This window comes from Pelomonas sp. Root1444, from assembly GCF_001426885.1.
Lineage (GTDB): Bacteria > Pseudomonadota > Gammaproteobacteria > Burkholderiales > Burkholderiaceae_C > Pelomonas.
Window position 1 is genome coordinate 777,312 of sequence record NZ_LMFP01000028.1, and the last position, 15,854, is coordinate 793,165.

The window sequence follows — 15,854 nt, forward strand, 5'->3', positions numbered from 1 at the left end:
GCCCTGGGTTCACTTGAAGGCGACCGGCTTGCCGGCCGTGTCCTTGATCTGGTCGGCCCACTGCTTGCGCACCAGGTTCTTCACGCTGTCGGGCAGCGGCACGTAATCGAGGTCGTCGGCCATCTTGTCGCCATTGGCGTAGGCCCAGTCGAAGAACTTCAGCGCGGCGCTGGCCTGAGCGGCCTTGTCCTGCGACTTGAACATCAGGATGTAGGTCGGGTTGGTCAGCGGCCAGGCGGCCTTGCCGGGCTGGTCGGTGGTGATCTGGTAGAAGCTCTTGGCCCAGTCGGCACCGGCCGCGGCGGCCTTGAAGGCGTCGTCGCTGGGGTTGACCCACTGGCCGTCCTTGTTCTTCAGCTGGACATAGGTCATCTTGTTCTGCTTCACATAGGCGTACTCGACGTAGCCGATGGCATTGGGCAGGCGCTGCACGAAGGCGGCGACGCCCTCGTTGCCCTTGCCGGCCGTGCCAGCCAGCCACTTGACCGTCGTGCCCTCGCCCACCTTGCTCTTCCAGTCCTCGCTGACCTTGGAGAGGTAGTTGGTGAAGATGAAGGTTGTGCCCGAGCCGTCGGCGCGGGCCACCGGGGCGATGGCGGCGTCAGGCAGCGGGACGCCAGGGTTCAACGCCGTGAGGGCCGCGTCGTTCCACTTGGTGATCTTGCCGAGGTAGATGTCGGCCAGCACGGCGCCGGTCAGCTTGATCTGGCCCGGGGCGATGCCCTTGATGTTGACGACCGGCACGACGCCGCCGATGACGGTGGGGAACTGCACCAGGCCATCCTTGGCCAGCTCTTCGTCCTTCAGCGGCATGTCGGAGGCGCCGAAGTCGACCGTCTTCGCCTTGATCTGGCGGATGCCGGCGCCGGAGCCGACCGACTGGTAGTTGATGCGGGCGCCGCTGGCCTTGTTGTAGGCATCGGCCCATTTGGCGTAGATGGGCGCGGGGAAGGTGGCGCCGGCGCCGGTCACGTCCTGGGCATGGGCCAACTGGGCGCTGGAAAGACCAGCCATGGTGGCAACGAGGGCGAGGGACCTGCTGACCTGGACAAAGTTCATCTGAGACACCTTCCGCAAGCGGTTTTGACAATGAGCGGCATCCTAGGGATCGAATGTGACGTCCGCGTGACCACCGCCGTCTCGCATCCGGGCATTGGAGCGCGCCCAACACGCTCTGTGAAGGCGTTGGAAGGGCTTTGTGACAACGTCATCTGTGATTCACGGCGGCGTCATGTTGGCCTTCAACGTCGACCGGCCACGAAAAAGCCGCCCTCGGGCGGCTTGAATCGTGTGCGACCAGCCTCAGGCGGCGATCGCGTCCACCAGGCGCTGCGCGCAGCGCTGGGCCTGTGCGGCATCCGACGCCTCCACCATGATGCGCAGCAACGGCTCGGTACCCGAGGCACGGATCAGCACCCTGCCCTTGTTGCCCAGTTCGGCAATGACGGCGGCCTGCTCCTCAGCCAGGCGGGTGCTGCCTTTCCAGTCCTGGCCGGCGGCGAGGCGCACATTGATCAGCGTCTGCGGGAACATGTCGACGCCCTGCAGCTGTTCGGCGAGGCTGCGCCCGCTGCGGCAGACGGACTGCAGCACCAGCAACGCGCTGACGATGCCGTCGCCGGTGGTGTGCTTGTCCAGCGCCAGCAGGTGGCCCGAACCCTCGCCGCCCAGCTGCCAGCCGCGCGCAGCCAGTTCCTCCAGCACGTAGCGGTCGCCAACCTTGGCGCGTACGAACTCGACATCGCGCGAGCGCAACGCCAGCTCCACGGCCATGTTCGTCATCAGCGTGCCGACCGCGCCGGGCACGCGCAGGCCCTGGCTGAGGCGGTCGGTGACCATCGCATAGAGCAGCTCGTCGCCGTTGTAGAGGCGGCCACTGGCGTCCACCAGCTGCAAGCGGTCGGCGTCGCCGTCCAGTGCGATGCCGTAGTCGGCGCCGTTGGCCTTGACGGCCTCGACGAGCGCGCCAGGCGAGGTGGCGCCGAAACCGGCGTTGATGTTGAAGCCATCCGGCTTGCAGCCGATCGCGACGACCTCGGCGCCCAGCTCGTGGAAGACGTCCGGAGCGACGTGATAGGCCGCGCCATGGGCCGCATCGACGACGATCTTCAGGCCCTTGAGCGTCAGGTCGGAGCCAAAGCTGTTCTTGCAGAACTCGATGTAGCGGCCGCGTGCATCCTCCAGGCGCTTGGCGCGGCCCAGGCTGGCGGAGTCCACCCATTGGGGTTCCTCGTCCAGCGCGGCCTCGACCGCCAGCTCCCAGGCGTCGGGCAGCTTTTCACCCTTGGCGGAGAAGAACTTGATGCCGTTGTCGGCAAAGGGGTTGTGCGAGGCGCTGATGACGACACCGAGGTCCAGGCGCAGCGCACGCGTCAGGTAGGCCACGCCGGGCGTGGGCAGTGGGCCGGTCAGCAGGACGTTGACGCCGGCAGAGGCGAAGCCGGCTTCCAGCGCCGACTCGATCATGTAGCCGGAAATGCGCGTGTCCTTGCCGATCAGCACGGTCGGGCGGTTGCCGGCCTTGCGCAGCACGCGGCCGACGGCATGGCCCAGGCGCAGCATGAAGTCCGGTGTGATTGGCGCCTGGCCGACCGTGCCTCGGATGCCGTCGGTTCCAAAATACTTGCGGCCCATTGAACTCTTCCTTTATTCGATGGACGCGATTTTCGCCGCATCGACGGCAGCCCAGACCTTGAGGGCGTCCACCGTCGCGGCGACATCGTGCACACGCAGCACGTTGGCGCCCGAGCTGACGGCCCGCAGCGCCGCGGCCAGGCTGGCGGCCAGGCGCTGGTCCACCGGCCGGCCGGTGATGTCGCCCAGCGTGCGCTTGCGGGACCAGCCCACCAACAGCGGGTACCCCAGCCCGGTCAGCCGCTGCTGGCCGGCCAGCAAGCGCAGGTTGTGCCCGGCGTTCTTGGCGAAGCCGTAGCCGGGGTCCAGCGCGATGGCATCGGCCGGGATGCCCGAGCCCCGCGCCGCCTGGGCGCGCTGCGCCAGGAAGGCGCCGACCTCGGCGACGACGTCGTCATAGACCGCCAGGTCCATCATGGACGCCGGCTCGCCGCGCATGTGCATCAGGCAGACGCCCGCGCCGCTGCCCGCGACGGCCGCCAGCGCGCCGGGCATCTGCAGGGCCTGCACGTCGTTCACGATGTCCGCGCCGGCGTCCAGCGCGCGCCGCATGATCTCCGGCTTGTAGGTGTCGACCGAGACGGGCACGCCGAGCGTCACGGCAGCGGCGAGGACGCCGGCGATGCGCGCCCATTCGGCGTCAGCGTCGAGGCGCGGCGCGCCCGGGCGCGTGGATTCGCCGCCGATGTCCAGGATGTCTGCGCCCTCTGCCACCAGGCGCTCGCAATGCGCGATGGCCGCGCGTGTGTCGTCATGCCGGCCACCGTCCGAGAAGGAGTCGGGGGTCACATTGACGATGGCCATCACCCGGGGGCTGCCCAGGTCGATGCGGAAGCGGCGGGTCTGCCAGTGCATAAAAAAGGGCCCGGTGGAAGCCGGGCCCGTCGGTTGGGTGAGGATCAGGCTGCGGCCGGTGCGCCGTCGGTGCTGACCGGGGGCGTGCCACCAGCGGGGCCGCTGGGCGTCGACGGCTTGTCGTCCGGCGCACGCGGCGGACGGCCGGCCATGATGTCCAGCACCTGGTCGCGGTCGATGGTTTCCCATTTCATCAGCGCGTCGGTCATCGCCTCAACCTTGTCGCGGTTGACTTCCAGGATGTTCTTGGCGGCGGCGTACTGCTCGTCGAGGATGCGGCGCATCTCGGCATCCACCTTCTGCTGCGTGCTCTCGCTGATGTTGGCCGTCTTGGTCATGCTGCGGCCGAGGAAGACCTCGCCCTCGTTCTCGGCATACACCATGGGGCCCAGCACATTGCTCATGCCGTAGCGGGTGACCATGTCGCGGGCGATGCGGGTCGCACGCTCGTAGTCATTGGACGCACCGGTGGAGATGTCCTTCAGGAACAGTTCCTCAGCGACGCGGCCGCCGAACAGGATGCTGATCTCGTTGAGCATCTGCTTGTAGTACTTGCTGTACTGGTCGCGCTCGGGCAGCTGCCAGGTCACGCCCAGCGCGCGGCCGCGCGGCATCACGGTGACCTTGTGGACCGGATCGGTGCCTTCCAGCATCTCCGCGACGATGGCGTGGCCGGACTCGTGATACGCGGTGGCGCGCTTCTCGTCCTCGGTCATGACCATGCTCTTGCGCTCGGGGCCCATGTAGAGCTTGTCCTTGGCGCGCTCGAAGTCGATCATCTCGACCAGCCGACCACCGCGGCGCGCCGCGAACAGCGCCGCCTCGTTCACCAGGTTGGCCAGGTCCGCGCCGCTCATGCCGGGCGTGCCGCGGGCCAGGATGGACGCGTTGACGTCCTGGGCGATGGGCACCTTGCGCATGTGCACGTTCAGGATCTGCTCGCGGCCGCGGATGTCCGGCAGCGTCACGTAGACCTGGCGGTCGAAGCGACCGGGGCGCAGCAGGGCCGGGTCGAGGATGTCCGGGCGGTTGGTCGCCGCGATGACGATGACGCCGAGATTGGTCTCGAAGCCGTCCATCTCGACCAGCATCTGGTTCAGCGTCTGCTCGCGCTCGTCGTTGCCACCGCCCAGGCCGGCCCCGCGATGGCGGCCGACCGCGTCGATTTCGTCGATGAAGATGATGCAGGGGGCGCTCTTCTTGGCCTGCTCGAACATGTCACGCACGCGCGCCGCGCCGACGCCGACGAACATCTCGACGAAGTCGGAACCCGAGATCGTGAAGAAGGGCACCTTCGCCTCGCCGGCGATGGACTTGGCCAGCAGCGTCTTGCCGGTGCCGGGAGGGCCGACCATCAGCACGCCACGCGGGATGCGGCCGCCCAGCTTCTGGAACTTCTGCGGGTCCTTCAGGAAGTCGACCAGTTCCTTCACCTCTTCCTTGGCTTCGTCGCAACCGGCGACATCGGCGAAGGTGATGGTGTTGTTGGCTTCGTCCAGCATGCGGGCCTTGGATTTGCCGAAGCTGAACGCCCCGCCCTTGCCGCCGCCTTGCATCTGACGCATGAAGTAGACCCAGACGCCGATCAGCAGCAGCATCGGCGTCCAGTTGATCAGCATGCTGATCAGGAAGCTCTGCTCCTCGCGCGGCTTGACGTCGAACTTGATGCCGTTGTTGCGCAGGTCGCCGATGAGGCCGCGGTCGAGGTAGGTGGCGGTGACGCGCAGCTTCTTGCCGTCGGTCGTCTCGGCCATGATCTCGGCGCCGCTGGCGCCGCCTTCGGTCAGCGTGACCTGCTTGATGCGGCGCGCCTGCACCTCATCCAGGAACTCCGAGTAACCGATCTGATTGCCCGGCGCCGTCGCTCCACCGAACTGCTTGACGACCGTGAACAGCACGAGGGCGATCACGATCCAGACGGCGAACTTCGAAAACCATTGATTGTTCACTACGACTCCTTGGCCCTGATGGCCCAGCGCGGGTTTCAGGACAGTGGGGGCGATTTTAGGGTCGGCAAGGGGTCCGACCCTGTAATCAGGGGTGTTTCAGCCCGAGGCCGACCAAGAATGTCTCGGAAGACCGTATCCGCGAGGCCTTGGGCTTGACCGTCTTGACGGTTTTGAAGCGCTCCCGGAACAGCTGGACGAGCTCGTTGTAACCACTGCCATGGAAGACCTTGGCAACCAGCGCGCCGTCGGGTTTGAGGTGCTGACCGGCAAAGTCCACCGCCAGTTCCACCAGGCCGGAGATGCGGGCGGCATCGGTGGAAGCAATGCCCGACAGGTTGGGCGCCATGTCCGACACCACCACATCCACCGGCCGGCCGGCGAGCGCCGCTTCGAGCTGCGCGTAGACGGCTTCGTCATGAAAGTCGCCCTGGATGAAATGCACGCCCTCGATGGGCTCGAACTCCAGCAGGTCCAGCGCGATGATGGAGCCGTTCAGCTGCCCCACTGCCGCGCCGCCCTGCCCCGCCTCCTTGGGTGCGAACTTGCGGCGCAGGTACTGGCTCCAGGCCCCCGGCGTCGCCCCGAGGTCGACGACGACCTGGCCCGGGCGGATCAGCTTCAGCTCTTCGTCGATCTCCTTGAGCTTGTAAGCCGCGCGAGACCGATAACCGTCTTTCTGCGCCTGCTGCACATAGGGATCCGACACATGGTTGTTCAACCACGCCTTGTTGAGCTTTTTGCTTTTGGTCTGAGTTTTCATGCGGAAACGATAATAGGCAGATGCCCCAAATCAACCTGACTCCTGCCCAGCGCAAGGACAAGCGCGCCGATGCTCACCATCTCGACCCGGTCGTGATGATCGGCGGCGACGGCCTCACCCCCGCCGTCGTCAAGGAAACCGATGCCGCGCTCAATGCGCACGGCCTGATCAAGGTGCGGGTGCTGGGCGACGACCGCACGGCCCGCGAAGCCATGTTCGCCCAGCTCTGCGACGAGCTGAATGCCGCGCCCATCCAGCACATCGGCAAGCTGCTGGTGCTGTGGCGCCCGATCCCGGAAAAAGCCGCCGCCGAGCGCAGCGACACCATGCCCGGTCCGCGCGTCGTCAAGATCGTCAAGTTCTCCAAGAGCGGCAATGGCCGCCCCCAGGTGAACAAGGTCAAGGTCATGGGCAACCAGCGCGTGACCCAGGGCGGCGAGATCAAGCGCGCCAAGAAGCGCCGCATGGTCAGCGTCAAGAAGAACGCGGCGGAGTAAGGCGCCAGGCCAGGGCCAGCACGGCCAGGCCCTTGACCGCGAAGAAGGCCAGCGAGGCGCCGTGCAGCGCCGCGAACGAGGCCACGCCCGCCCCGGTCCGCGCCTGTGCCATCAAGGGCTGCAGGCCGTAGTAGCCGGCAATGGTGCAGAACAACGCCACGGCCGGCAGCAGCAGTGCCGCGGAGAAGATGCCACCCGCGGCACCCGCTTCGGCGGCATCACGCTGGCGGCGGCGCTCCAGCAGCATCAGGATCAGCGCTGCCGCGAGGCTGACCTGGGCGTCGATGTTGAACAGCCGCGCGACCAGCGCGCCGGCCTGCGCCCGCTCCAGCACCGCGAAGGCGCTGGGCGCGGCGCCGAAGGCCACACACAGCAAAAAGCCGCCCCACAGGGCGGCCAGCAGCGCCTGAACGCGGGCCAACATCACTCGTAGCGGACTTCGACGATCTCGTAGCGCTTGATACCGCCGGGCGCCTGGACTTCCGCCACATCGCCGGCTTCCTTGCCGATCAGCGCGCGCGCGATGGGCGAACCGACGGAAATGCGGCCCAGTTTGATGTCGGCCTCGTCGTCGCCGGTGATCTGGTAGGTCACCTCGGTGCCGCTGGCCTCTTCCTCGAGGTCCACCGTCGCGCCGAAGACCACGCGGCCACCGGCATCCAGCGTCGACGGGTCGATGATCTGCGCCGCGGCGAGCTTGCCTTCGATCTCGAGGATGCGGCCTTCGATGAAGCCCTGCTTGTCCTTGGCAGCGTCGTACTCGGCGTTCTCGCTCAGGTCACCCTGGGCGCGCGCCTCGGCAATGGCCTGGACGACGGCGTGACGCTCGACGGTCTTGAGGCGGTGCAGCTCGGCCTTGAGCGCCTCGGCGCCGCGCTTGGTCAGGGGAATGGTCGTCATGTCAAAACTCGATAGGCAAAAAGAGTTCCGCCGCTGCGGCCCGGTCGGGCTGCTGCGGCGGAATCGATGGCCTGTAGTTTAAGCCAGCTCGGCGTGCAGTTCCTGCAGGGATTGCACGGTCAGGCCGTCACGGTGCTTCATGCCTTCGACCGCGGCTTCGCAGCCGGCCATCGTCGTGTAGTAGGTCACGCGGCTGGCCAATGCCGCCTGGCGGATGTAGCGGCTGTCGGCTATTGCCGTGCGGGTCTCGTCCACCGTCGTGAAGACGAGCTGGATGTCGCCACCCTTGAGCGCGTCGACGATGTGCGGGCGGCCGTCCTTGATCTTGTTGATCAGCTTGACCGGCACGCCGGCTTCCGTGATGGCGGCGGCCGTGCCGCGCGTCGCGACGATGCCGAAGCCCAGCGCGTGCAGGTCCTTGGCGATGGCGACCGCTCGGGCCTTGTCGTTGTTCTTCACGGTGATGAGCACGTTGCCCTGGCGCGGCAGGCGCGAGCCGGCGCCGATCTGGCTCTTCAGCATCGCCTCGCCAAAGGTGCGGGCGGCGCCCATCACCTCACCCGTCGAACGCATCTCGGGGCTGAGGATGGGGTCCACGCCCGGGAACTTGTTGAACGGGAAGACGGCTTCCTTGACGCTGAAGTACGGCGGGATGACCTCGGCCGGCACGCGGCCCTTGCGGTCGCGCTGGTCCTGCAGCTTCTGGCCGGCCATGCAGCGCGCGGCGATCTTGGCGAGCTGCTGGCCGGTGGCCTTGCTCACGTAGGGCACCGTGCGCGAGGCGCGCGGGTTCACTTCCAGCACGTAGACCGTGCAGGCCGCGAGGCCGGCGGTCACGTCGCCCTGGATGGCGAACTGCACGTTCATCAGGCCGACGACCTTCAGCGCCTTGGCCATCGCGGCGGTCTGGCGGCGCAGTTCGTCCTGCAGGTCGGCCGCCAGCGTGTAGGGCGGCAGCGAGCAGGCCGAGTCGCCGCTGTGGATGCCCGCCGCCTCGATGTGCTCCATGATGCCGCCGATCATCACGTCGCCCGCCGCGTCGGCGATGCAGTCGACGTCGACCTCGACCGCGTCTTCCAGGAAGCGGTCCAGCAGCACGGGCGACTTTTCGCTGACGCGCACGGCCTCGCGCATGTAACGCTCCAGGTCCTTGTCGCCGTGCACGATCTCCATCGCGCGGCCGCCGAGCACGTAGCTGGGGCGCACGACCAGCGGATAGCCGATCTCGTTGGCCAGCGTGACGGCCTGCTCCTCGGTACGCGCGGTGCGGTTGGGTGGCTGGCGCAGGCCGAGCGCGTGCAGCAGCTTCTGGAAGCGCTCGCGGTCCTCGGCGATGTCGATGGAATCAGGCGTCGTGCCGATGATGGGTACGCCGGCACGCTCCAGGTCCAGCGCCAGCTTCAGCGGCGTCTGGCCGCCGTACTGCACGATGACGCCGACCGGCTTTTCCTTGTCGACGATCTCGAGCACATCTTCCAGCGTGACCGACTCGAAGTAGAGGCGGTCCGACGTGTCGTAGTCGGTCGACACGGTCTCGGGGTTGCAGTTGACCATGATGGTCTCGTAGCCGTCCTCGCGCATGGCGAGCGCGGCGTGCACGCAGCAGTAGTCGAACTCGATGCCCTGGCCGATGCGGTTCGGGCCACCGCCCAGCACCATGATCTTCTTCTTGTCCGTCGGGTTGGCCTCGCACTCGGCCTGATCACCAACGAAAGCGCCCTCGTAGGTCGAGTACATGTAGGCGGTCTGCGTGGCGAACTCGGCGGCGCAGGTGTCCACGCGCTTGTAGACCGGCCGCACGTTCAGCGCATGGCGGCGCTCGCGCACGGCATGCTGGTGGGTGGCCAGCAGCTTGGCCAGGCGCTTGTCCGAGAAGCCCTTGCTCTTCAGCAGGCGCAGTTCTGCCTCGGTGATGGACTCGATGCTGCGCCCCTTCAGGTCGCCTTCGATCTGGATCAGTTGCTCGATCTGCGCGAGGAACCACGGGTCCACTGCCGTTTCTTCGTAGATCTCGTCCAGCGTCATGCCGATGCGGAAGGCGTCGGCCAGGAACAGGATGCGCTCGGGGCCGGCTTCGCCGATCTCCTGCACGATCTCCTCGCGGTCGGTCGAGCGCTCGGTCAGGCCGTCGATGCCGGTCTCCAGGCCGCGCAGCGCCTTCTGGAACGACTCCTGGAAGGTGCGGCCCATGGCCATCACCTCGCCAACGGACTTCATCTGCGTCGTCAGGCGCGAGTCGGCCATCGGGAACTTCTCGAAGGCGAAGCGCGGGATCTTGGTGACGACGTAGTCGATGCTGGGCTCGAAGCTCGCCGGCGTGGCGCCGCCGGTGATGTCGTTCTTCAGCTCGTCCAGCGTGTAGCCGACGGCCAGCTTGGCCGCGACCTTGGCGATGGGGAAGCCGGTGGCCTTGGATGCCAGCGCCGACGAACGCGACACGCGCGGGTTCATCTCGATGACGATCATGCGGCCGTTCTTCGGGTTGATCGAGAACTGCACGTTGGAGCCGCCGGTATCCACGCCGATCTCGCGCAGCACGGCGAGGGACGCGTTGCGCAGCAGCTGGTATTCCTTGTCCGACAACGTCTGTGACGGCGCCACGGTGATGGAGTCACCGGTGTGAATGCCCATCGGGTCCAGGTTCTCGATGGAGCAGACGATGATGCAGTTGTCCGCTTTGTCGCGGACGACTTCCATCTCGTACTCCTTCCAGCCGATCAGGCTCTCTTCGATGAGCAGCTCGTTGGTCGGCGACAGGTCCAGGCCGCGCTTGCAGATGGTCTCGAATTCTTCCGGGTTGTAGGCAATGCCGCCGCCGGAGCCGCCGAGCGTGAAGCTCGGGCGGATGACCATCGGGAAGCCGGCACCGCCGATCTCGGCGTGGATGCGCTTCTGCACGGCCCAGGCTTCTTCCAGCGTGTGCGCGATGCCCGACTTGGCCGAGTCCAGGCCGATCTTGGTCATCGCGTCCTTGAACTTCAGGCGGTCCTCGGCCTTCTCGATGGCCGTCTCGTTGGCGCCGATCATCTCGACGCCGTACTTGGCCAGCACACCATGCTTGTGCAGGTCCAGCGCGCAGTTCAGCGCGGTCTGGCCGCCCATGGTCGGCAGCACCGCGTCCGGGCGCTCCTTCGCGATGATCTTCTCGACCACCTGCCAGGTGATGGGCTCGATATAGGTGACGTCCGCCGTGTCCGGGTCCGTCATGATGGTCGCCGGGTTGCTGTTGACCAGGATGACCTTGTAGCCCTCCTCGCGCAGCGCCTTGCAGGCCTGGGCGCCGGAGTAGTCGAACTCGCAGGCCTGGCCGATGATGATCGGGCCGGCGCCGATGATGAGGATGCTCTTGAGGTCTGTACGTTTTGGCATGGCTTGCGAGTCTGCTTAGAGCGTGGCCGTGGCCAGCTTGGCCCCGAACCCAACGAAAAGTGCACCGACGCCGGCATTGGCGGCGCCGGAGAGTCGACGCCGCGCGCGGAAGGCCGCTGCGAGGCGGGCGCCGGCAAAGATCAGCGTCGAGAGATAGAGGAAGCTGAAGCCCTGGATGATGGAACCCAGGATCAGGAAGGTCAGCGCGGGATGCGGGTAGGCCGGATCGACGAACTGGATGAAGAAGGACAGCAGGAAGGCGATGGCCTTGGGGTTCAGCAGGCTGACGACCAGCGCCTTGCGGAAGGGCTGACTCGCGTCGACGGCGCGCGGCGCCGCGTCGGCCTTGGCATCACCGCGCCAGCTGCTCACCGCGCCGCGCAGCAGTTGCAGGCCGATCCAGCCCAGGTAGACGGCGCCGACCATCTTCACGACGAAAAAGATCTGCGGGCTGGCCATCAGCAGCGACGCGCCGCCCGCGGCCGCGGCCGTCATCAGCACCGTGTCGCCCACGAACACGCCGCACGCCGCCGTGTAGCCGGCACGCACGCCGCGTTGGGCGGCGACGGACAGCACGTACAGCGAGTTGGGCCCCGGCAGCAGGATGATGAAGATCGCAGCCGCCAGGAAGGTGCCGAGGTCGGTGATGCCGAACATCTGCGCGTCCTCAGGCCTTGGCCATCAATCCGATGAAGCGATCGAACAGGTAGGCGATGTCGTGCGGGCCGGGGCTGGCTTCCGGGTGGCCCTGGAAGCTGAAGGCCGGCTTGTCGGTGCGGGCGATGCCCTGCAGCGTGCCGTCGAACAGGCTGATGTGCGTGGCGCGCAGCTGGGCCGGCAGCGTCTCGGGGTCGACCGCGAAGCCGTGGTTCTGGCTGGTGATGCCGACCCGGCCGCTGTCCAGGTCCTTCACCGGGTGGTTGGCACCATGGTGGCCGAACTTCATCTTGAAGGTCTTGGCGCCCGAGGCCAGCGCCAGGATCTGGTGGCCCAGGCAGATGCCGAAGACCGGGATGCCGGATTCGATCAACTGGGCCGTGGCCTTGATGGCGTAGTCGCAGGGTTCCGGATCGCCGGGGCCGTTGGACAGGAACACGCCGTCCGGCTCCAGGTCGAACACTGCGCTGGCAGGCGTCTGCGCCGGCACGACGGTGACCTTGCAGCCCCGCTCGGCCAGCATGCGCAGGATGTTGCTCTTGACGCCGAAGTCGTAGGCGACGACGTGGTACTTCGGCGTCGTCTGCTCGCCGTAGCCGCTGCCGAGCTTCCACTCGGTCTGCGTCCAGGCTTCGCTCTCGGTGCGGCTGACGACCTTGGCCAGGTCAAGGCCCGCCATCGACGGCGCGGCCTTCGCTTGGGCGACCGCTTCGTCGATGTCCGCCTGCGTCAGGGCCTGGCCCGCGGGCAGTGCCAGGATGCAGCCGTTCTGTGCACCCTTCGTGCGCAGTACGCGCGTCAGGCGGCGGGTGTCCAGGCCGGCGATGGCCACCGTGCCCTGGTCACGCAAGTAGGCGTCGAGCGTCTTGCCGGAGCGGAAGTTGGACGCACGCAGCGGCAGGTCCTTGATGACCAGGCCGGCGGCGAAGACCTTGCTCGCCTCGACGTCCTCTTCGCTGATGCCGTAGCTGCCGATGTGCGGATACGTCAGCGTGACGATCTGCTTGCAGTAGCTGGGGTCGGTGAGGATTTCCTGGTAGCCGGTCAGCGCGGTGTTGAACACCACTTCGCCGACGGTCTGGCCGGTCGCGCCGATGGACTGGCCTCGGAACACCGTCCCATCCGCCAATGCCAGGATTGCTTGAGGGGGGTGGAGCAGGTCAGCCAGCACAAAGGTCTCCGCAAGTGGGGCGCGTGCCCAGCATCAACCCGTCTGAAGACGGATCAACTTGAAGAAACCGAGGGGTTTGGCGCCGGGCAGCGATGGGGTTCAGGTAAACCCATCGAGTATAGCCGACTGGGGTTAGTACCGAGGCTTCGTGACCGGCTCGTGACGGCTCAAAGTGCCGCGATGCCCGCCTTGGCGATCTCGGCGTCTTCGCTGGACTTGACGCCGCTCACACCCACCGCACCGACGCACTGGCCATCCACCAGGATCGGCACGCCGCCCTCCAGCAGGCCATGCATGCCGGGCACGCTGAGGAAGGACTGGCGACCGCCGTTGATCATGTCTTCGTACACCTTGGACTCACGCCGGCCCAGTGCCGCGGTGTGCGCCTTGGCGGGCGCAAATAAAGCCGAACTGGGAGAAGCACCGTCGAGCCGCTGCAGCGACAGCAGATGGCCGCCCGCATCGACGATGGCAATCGTCACCGCCCAGCCCTTGCTCTGGGCGTGAGCCTCGGCAGCCGCAGCAATGCGCTTGACGTCGGCGAATTCGAGTTGGAGTTGCTGTTTCATGGTCTTGCTTTCGAGGAGGGAATCCCAATGTAGCTGCCCGGCACCGGCCTAGAATCGGCGCCAGTTTCCCATTCGTCCTTCGGAGGATCGCCATGAACGAAAGCCTGCAAACCCAATACGGCTATGCCAGTGCGGGCCTTGCTGCCGACCGTCAGCGCGTGCTGCGCAACACCTACTGGCTGCTGGCCCTGTCCCTCGTACCCACGGTGCTGGGCGCTTGGATCGGCGTCGCGACCGGCCTGTTCGCCACCATGAGCCCGGGCATGAGCGCGCTGGTCTTCTTCGTTGGCGCCTTCGGGCTGATGTTCGTCGTCGAGAAAACGAAGGGCAGCGCCGTCGGCGTCGCCGCCCTGCTCGGCTTCACCTTCTTCATGGGCCTGATGCTGTCGCGCCTGGTCGGCCACGTGCTGGGCTACAAGAACGGCACCTCGCTGGTCATGACGGCCTTCGGCGGCACCGCGGTGGTGTTCTTCACGATGGCCAGCCTGGCCACCGTCATCAAGCGCGACCTGTCCTCGATGGGCAAGTTCCTGCTCGTCGGCGCCGTCATCCTGATGGTGGCCGGCATCGCCAACATCTTCCTGCAGTCGTCGGCGCTGATGCTGACCATCCTGGTGCTGGCGCTGGGCGTGTTCTCGGCCTTCATGCTGTACGACATCAAGCGCGTCATCGACGGCGGCGAGACCAACTACATCAGTGCGACGCTGGCCATCTACCTGGACATCTACAACGTGTTCCAGAGCCTGCTGTCGCTGCTCGGCATCTTCGGCGGTGACCGCGACTGAGCAAGGCCAACCACCATGAAAAAGGCGGCCTCGGCCGCCTTTCTTTTCGGCGGCAGCCGCCTACTGCGGCTTGTAATTCTTCAGCACGAAGGGTGCGCTGAGCACGACAGGCTGGCCGACCTGGCCCAGTTGCAGCGCCAGGTTGACCGTGCCGCCTGCGAAGCTCTCCGCTGCCACGCCGCCGATGGCGATGGCCTCGAGTTTGCTGGTCAGCGTCACGGAACCGGACACCACCGCCGTGTAGGGCGGCGCGCCCACCTGGAGCAGCATGGGCACGACGACCTGGGCCTTGGCGTCCTCGGTGTCCAGCCGCGCCCAGGCGACAACCTGCAGTTTGTCGCCCTTGGAGATGCTGCCCTGCAGCGGTGCGACGGCGCCGATGTCCCAGACGTTGGGCTTGCTCGATGCCAGCGCGATGCGCAGGCAAACCTTGCCGGTTGCCGCGCACGGCACCTGCTGGCTGGACTGGCCGTCGCCGTAGACCGACCAGGTCGTCACGCGTGGCGTGTTGATGAGGTAGTCCAGCGCCGGGTCGCTCTGCCGTGCGGCAGCCGATGCGGCGGGCGCAGCGGCCGCGGCCTTCTCCGGCACCAGCGCGCCATGGATGGGCTTGACCCAGCCGTCGGCCTTCATGTCCCACAGCACGAAGTCGGAGTCGAACTGCCAGTAGGACCAGCCGAAGCCGCGCGACTCAGCGGCGCCCGCCACCGCTGACGTCCAGACCACGCGCTGCGCCATGCCGGCGCTTTCCAGCGCTCCGAACTCGCCCATCAGGATGGGCCGGCCCGCCTTGTCCGCCCAGGCCTTGACGCGATCCATGTCCTTCTGGAGCTTCTCGCGATCGGCGATGCTGCCCCAGGTCACGCCCGACAGCTTCTGGAACTGCGGCGTCCACGATGCGCCCTGGTGGGTGAACTCCATCGGCGTGTAGTAGTGGAACGTGACGATGAGGCGCCGGTCTCCTTCGGGCAGGCGCAGGCTGTCCAGGCGGTCCAGGGAATTCCAGAACTTCGGCCCGACGACGACGCGGCGCGTCGGGTTGGACTCGCGGATGATGGCCAGGTTCTCGGCCAGCATGTCGTTCCAGACCGCGTCGGCGGCGCCGTTGGGCTCGTTCAGGATCTCGAACACCACCGCGTCCGGCGCGCTTTTGTAGCGCGTCGCAATCTGGCGCCAGAACGCTTTCAGCCGCACGCGGCAGGCGTCGATGTCCGCCGGCTTCGCGCATTCGTTGAAGTTGTGCTCGTCCAGGATGACCTGCAGGCCCGCCTTCAGGCCGGCGTCCACCAGCTCGTCCAGCGTCTTCAGCCACTGCGCGGACAACCGTTGCTCGCCATCCATATGGGCGAAAGCGTGCAGGTTGAGCCGCACATGGTCGAACCCACCGTCACGGATGGCCTGCATGTGGCGGGGCTGGAAGCGCGCCTTGGCGGGCTCCGTCCACAGCGGGTCGTAGCCGACGATGTTGACGCCACGCTTCAGTGCGGGCGCTGCATCGGCCTGGGCCAGGGCCGGCGCGGGCACCGCAAGACAGAGCGCGAGCCAGCTCAGGCTCAGCAGACGGGCGAGATGGGATCGGTCGAGCATGCCGTTGTCTCCGGTCGATGTTGTAGATAAACAGAGCTAAACAACTCTGTTTATCTATTTTGTCGACCTTGTCGCAGCCGGCACCCCGGACTTACGCGGAGACGTGCGCCAGCTGTCTGCA

Annotated in this window: 14 protein-coding genes; 2 read left to right on the plus strand and 12 right to left on the minus strand. The window is 66.8% G+C overall.

Annotation, left to right across the window (positions count from 1 at the left end; all coding sequences use genetic code 11):
- Positions 1–9: 9 nt before the first annotated feature.
- The 5 genes from pstS to ASD35_RS21315 form a co-directional block, all read right to left on the minus strand.
- Entirely contained in the window at positions 10–1,014 is a 1,005-nt protein-coding gene (gene pstS, locus ASD35_RS21295; RefSeq protein ID WP_235538412.1) for a phosphate ABC transporter substrate-binding protein PstS, read from the minus strand.
- 288 nt (positions 1,015–1,302) lie between these two features.
- Positions 1,303–2,634 (minus strand): phosphoglucosamine mutase, encoded by a 1,332-nt coding sequence (gene glmM, locus ASD35_RS21300; RefSeq protein ID WP_056876937.1) that lies wholly within the window; start codon positions 2,632–2,634, stop codon positions 1,303–1,305.
- 12 nt (positions 2,635–2,646) lie between these two features.
- Positions 2,647–3,489, minus strand: a complete 843-nt coding sequence (gene folP / locus ASD35_RS21305; protein ID WP_056876938.1) for a dihydropteroate synthase — start codon at positions 3,487–3,489, stop codon at positions 2,647–2,649.
- Positions 3,490–3,533: 44 nt separating this feature from the next.
- Positions 3,534–5,438 carry an ATP-dependent zinc metalloprotease FtsH gene (gene ftsH / locus ASD35_RS21310; protein ID WP_056876939.1) on the minus strand — a complete coding sequence of 635 codons (1,905 nt, stop codon included), beginning with the start codon at positions 5,436–5,438 and terminating at the stop codon, positions 3,534–3,536.
- 85 nt (positions 5,439–5,523) lie between these two features.
- Complete coding sequence (locus ASD35_RS21315) at positions 5,524–6,198, minus strand: RlmE family RNA methyltransferase (RefSeq protein ID WP_056876940.1); 675 nt, start codon at positions 6,196–6,198, stop codon at positions 5,524–5,526.
- Positions 6,199–6,218: 20 nt separating this feature from the next.
- Between ASD35_RS21315 and ASD35_RS21320 the strand changes: the two genes are divergently transcribed.
- A complete protein-coding gene (locus tag ASD35_RS21320) occupies positions 6,219–6,695 on the plus strand; it encodes a YhbY family RNA-binding protein (protein WP_056876941.1) in 477 nt (158 codons plus the stop codon).
- On the opposite strand, the gene ASD35_RS21325 is transcribed toward ASD35_RS21320, so the two are convergent.
- The 6 genes from ASD35_RS21325 to ASD35_RS21350 form a co-directional block, all read right to left on the minus strand.
- Positions 6,673–7,119: a DUF4149 domain-containing protein gene (locus tag ASD35_RS21325; RefSeq protein ID WP_056876942.1), complete on the minus strand. Its 447-nt coding sequence runs from the start codon at positions 7,117–7,119 to the stop codon at positions 6,673–6,675. The two genes, ASD35_RS21320 and ASD35_RS21325, sit on opposite strands and share 23 nt — an antisense overlap.
- Complete coding sequence (gene greA / locus ASD35_RS21330; RefSeq protein ID WP_056876943.1) at positions 7,119–7,595, minus strand: transcription elongation factor GreA; 477 nt, start codon at positions 7,593–7,595, stop codon at positions 7,119–7,121. The genes ASD35_RS21325 and greA overlap by 1 nt, the downstream gene beginning before the upstream one ends.
- A gap of 78 nt (positions 7,596–7,673) precedes the next feature.
- A complete protein-coding gene (gene carB / locus ASD35_RS21335) occupies positions 7,674–10,964 on the minus strand; it encodes a carbamoyl-phosphate synthase large subunit (RefSeq protein WP_056876944.1) in 3,291 nt (1,096 codons plus the stop codon).
- A gap of 15 nt (positions 10,965–10,979) precedes the next feature.
- A complete protein-coding gene (gene leuE / locus ASD35_RS21340) occupies positions 10,980–11,621 on the minus strand; it encodes a leucine efflux protein LeuE (RefSeq protein ID WP_056876945.1) in 642 nt (213 codons plus the stop codon).
- A gap of 10 nt (positions 11,622–11,631) precedes the next feature.
- Positions 11,632–12,792, minus strand: coding sequence for a glutamine-hydrolyzing carbamoyl-phosphate synthase small subunit (carA, locus tag ASD35_RS21345; RefSeq protein ID WP_056876946.1), 1,161 nt, complete (start codon positions 12,790–12,792; stop codon positions 11,632–11,634).
- Positions 12,793–12,959: 167 nt separating this feature from the next.
- A complete protein-coding gene (locus tag ASD35_RS21350) occupies positions 12,960–13,361 on the minus strand; it encodes a heme-binding protein (protein WP_056876947.1) in 402 nt (133 codons plus the stop codon).
- Between the two features lie 92 nt (positions 13,362–13,453).
- Between ASD35_RS21350 and ASD35_RS21355 the strand changes: the two genes are divergently transcribed.
- Positions 13,454–14,146, plus strand: coding sequence for a Bax inhibitor-1/YccA family protein (locus ASD35_RS21355; protein ID WP_056876948.1), 693 nt, complete (start codon positions 13,454–13,456; stop codon positions 14,144–14,146).
- Between the two features lie 60 nt (positions 14,147–14,206).
- Here ASD35_RS21355 and ASD35_RS26780 read toward each other — a convergent pair whose 3' ends face one another.
- On the minus strand, positions 14,207–15,733 hold the full coding sequence (locus tag ASD35_RS26780; protein ID WP_082580329.1) for a glycoside hydrolase family 5 protein: 1,527 nt from the start codon (positions 15,731–15,733) through the stop codon (positions 14,207–14,209).
- Between the last annotated feature and the right edge of the window lie 121 nt (positions 15,734–15,854).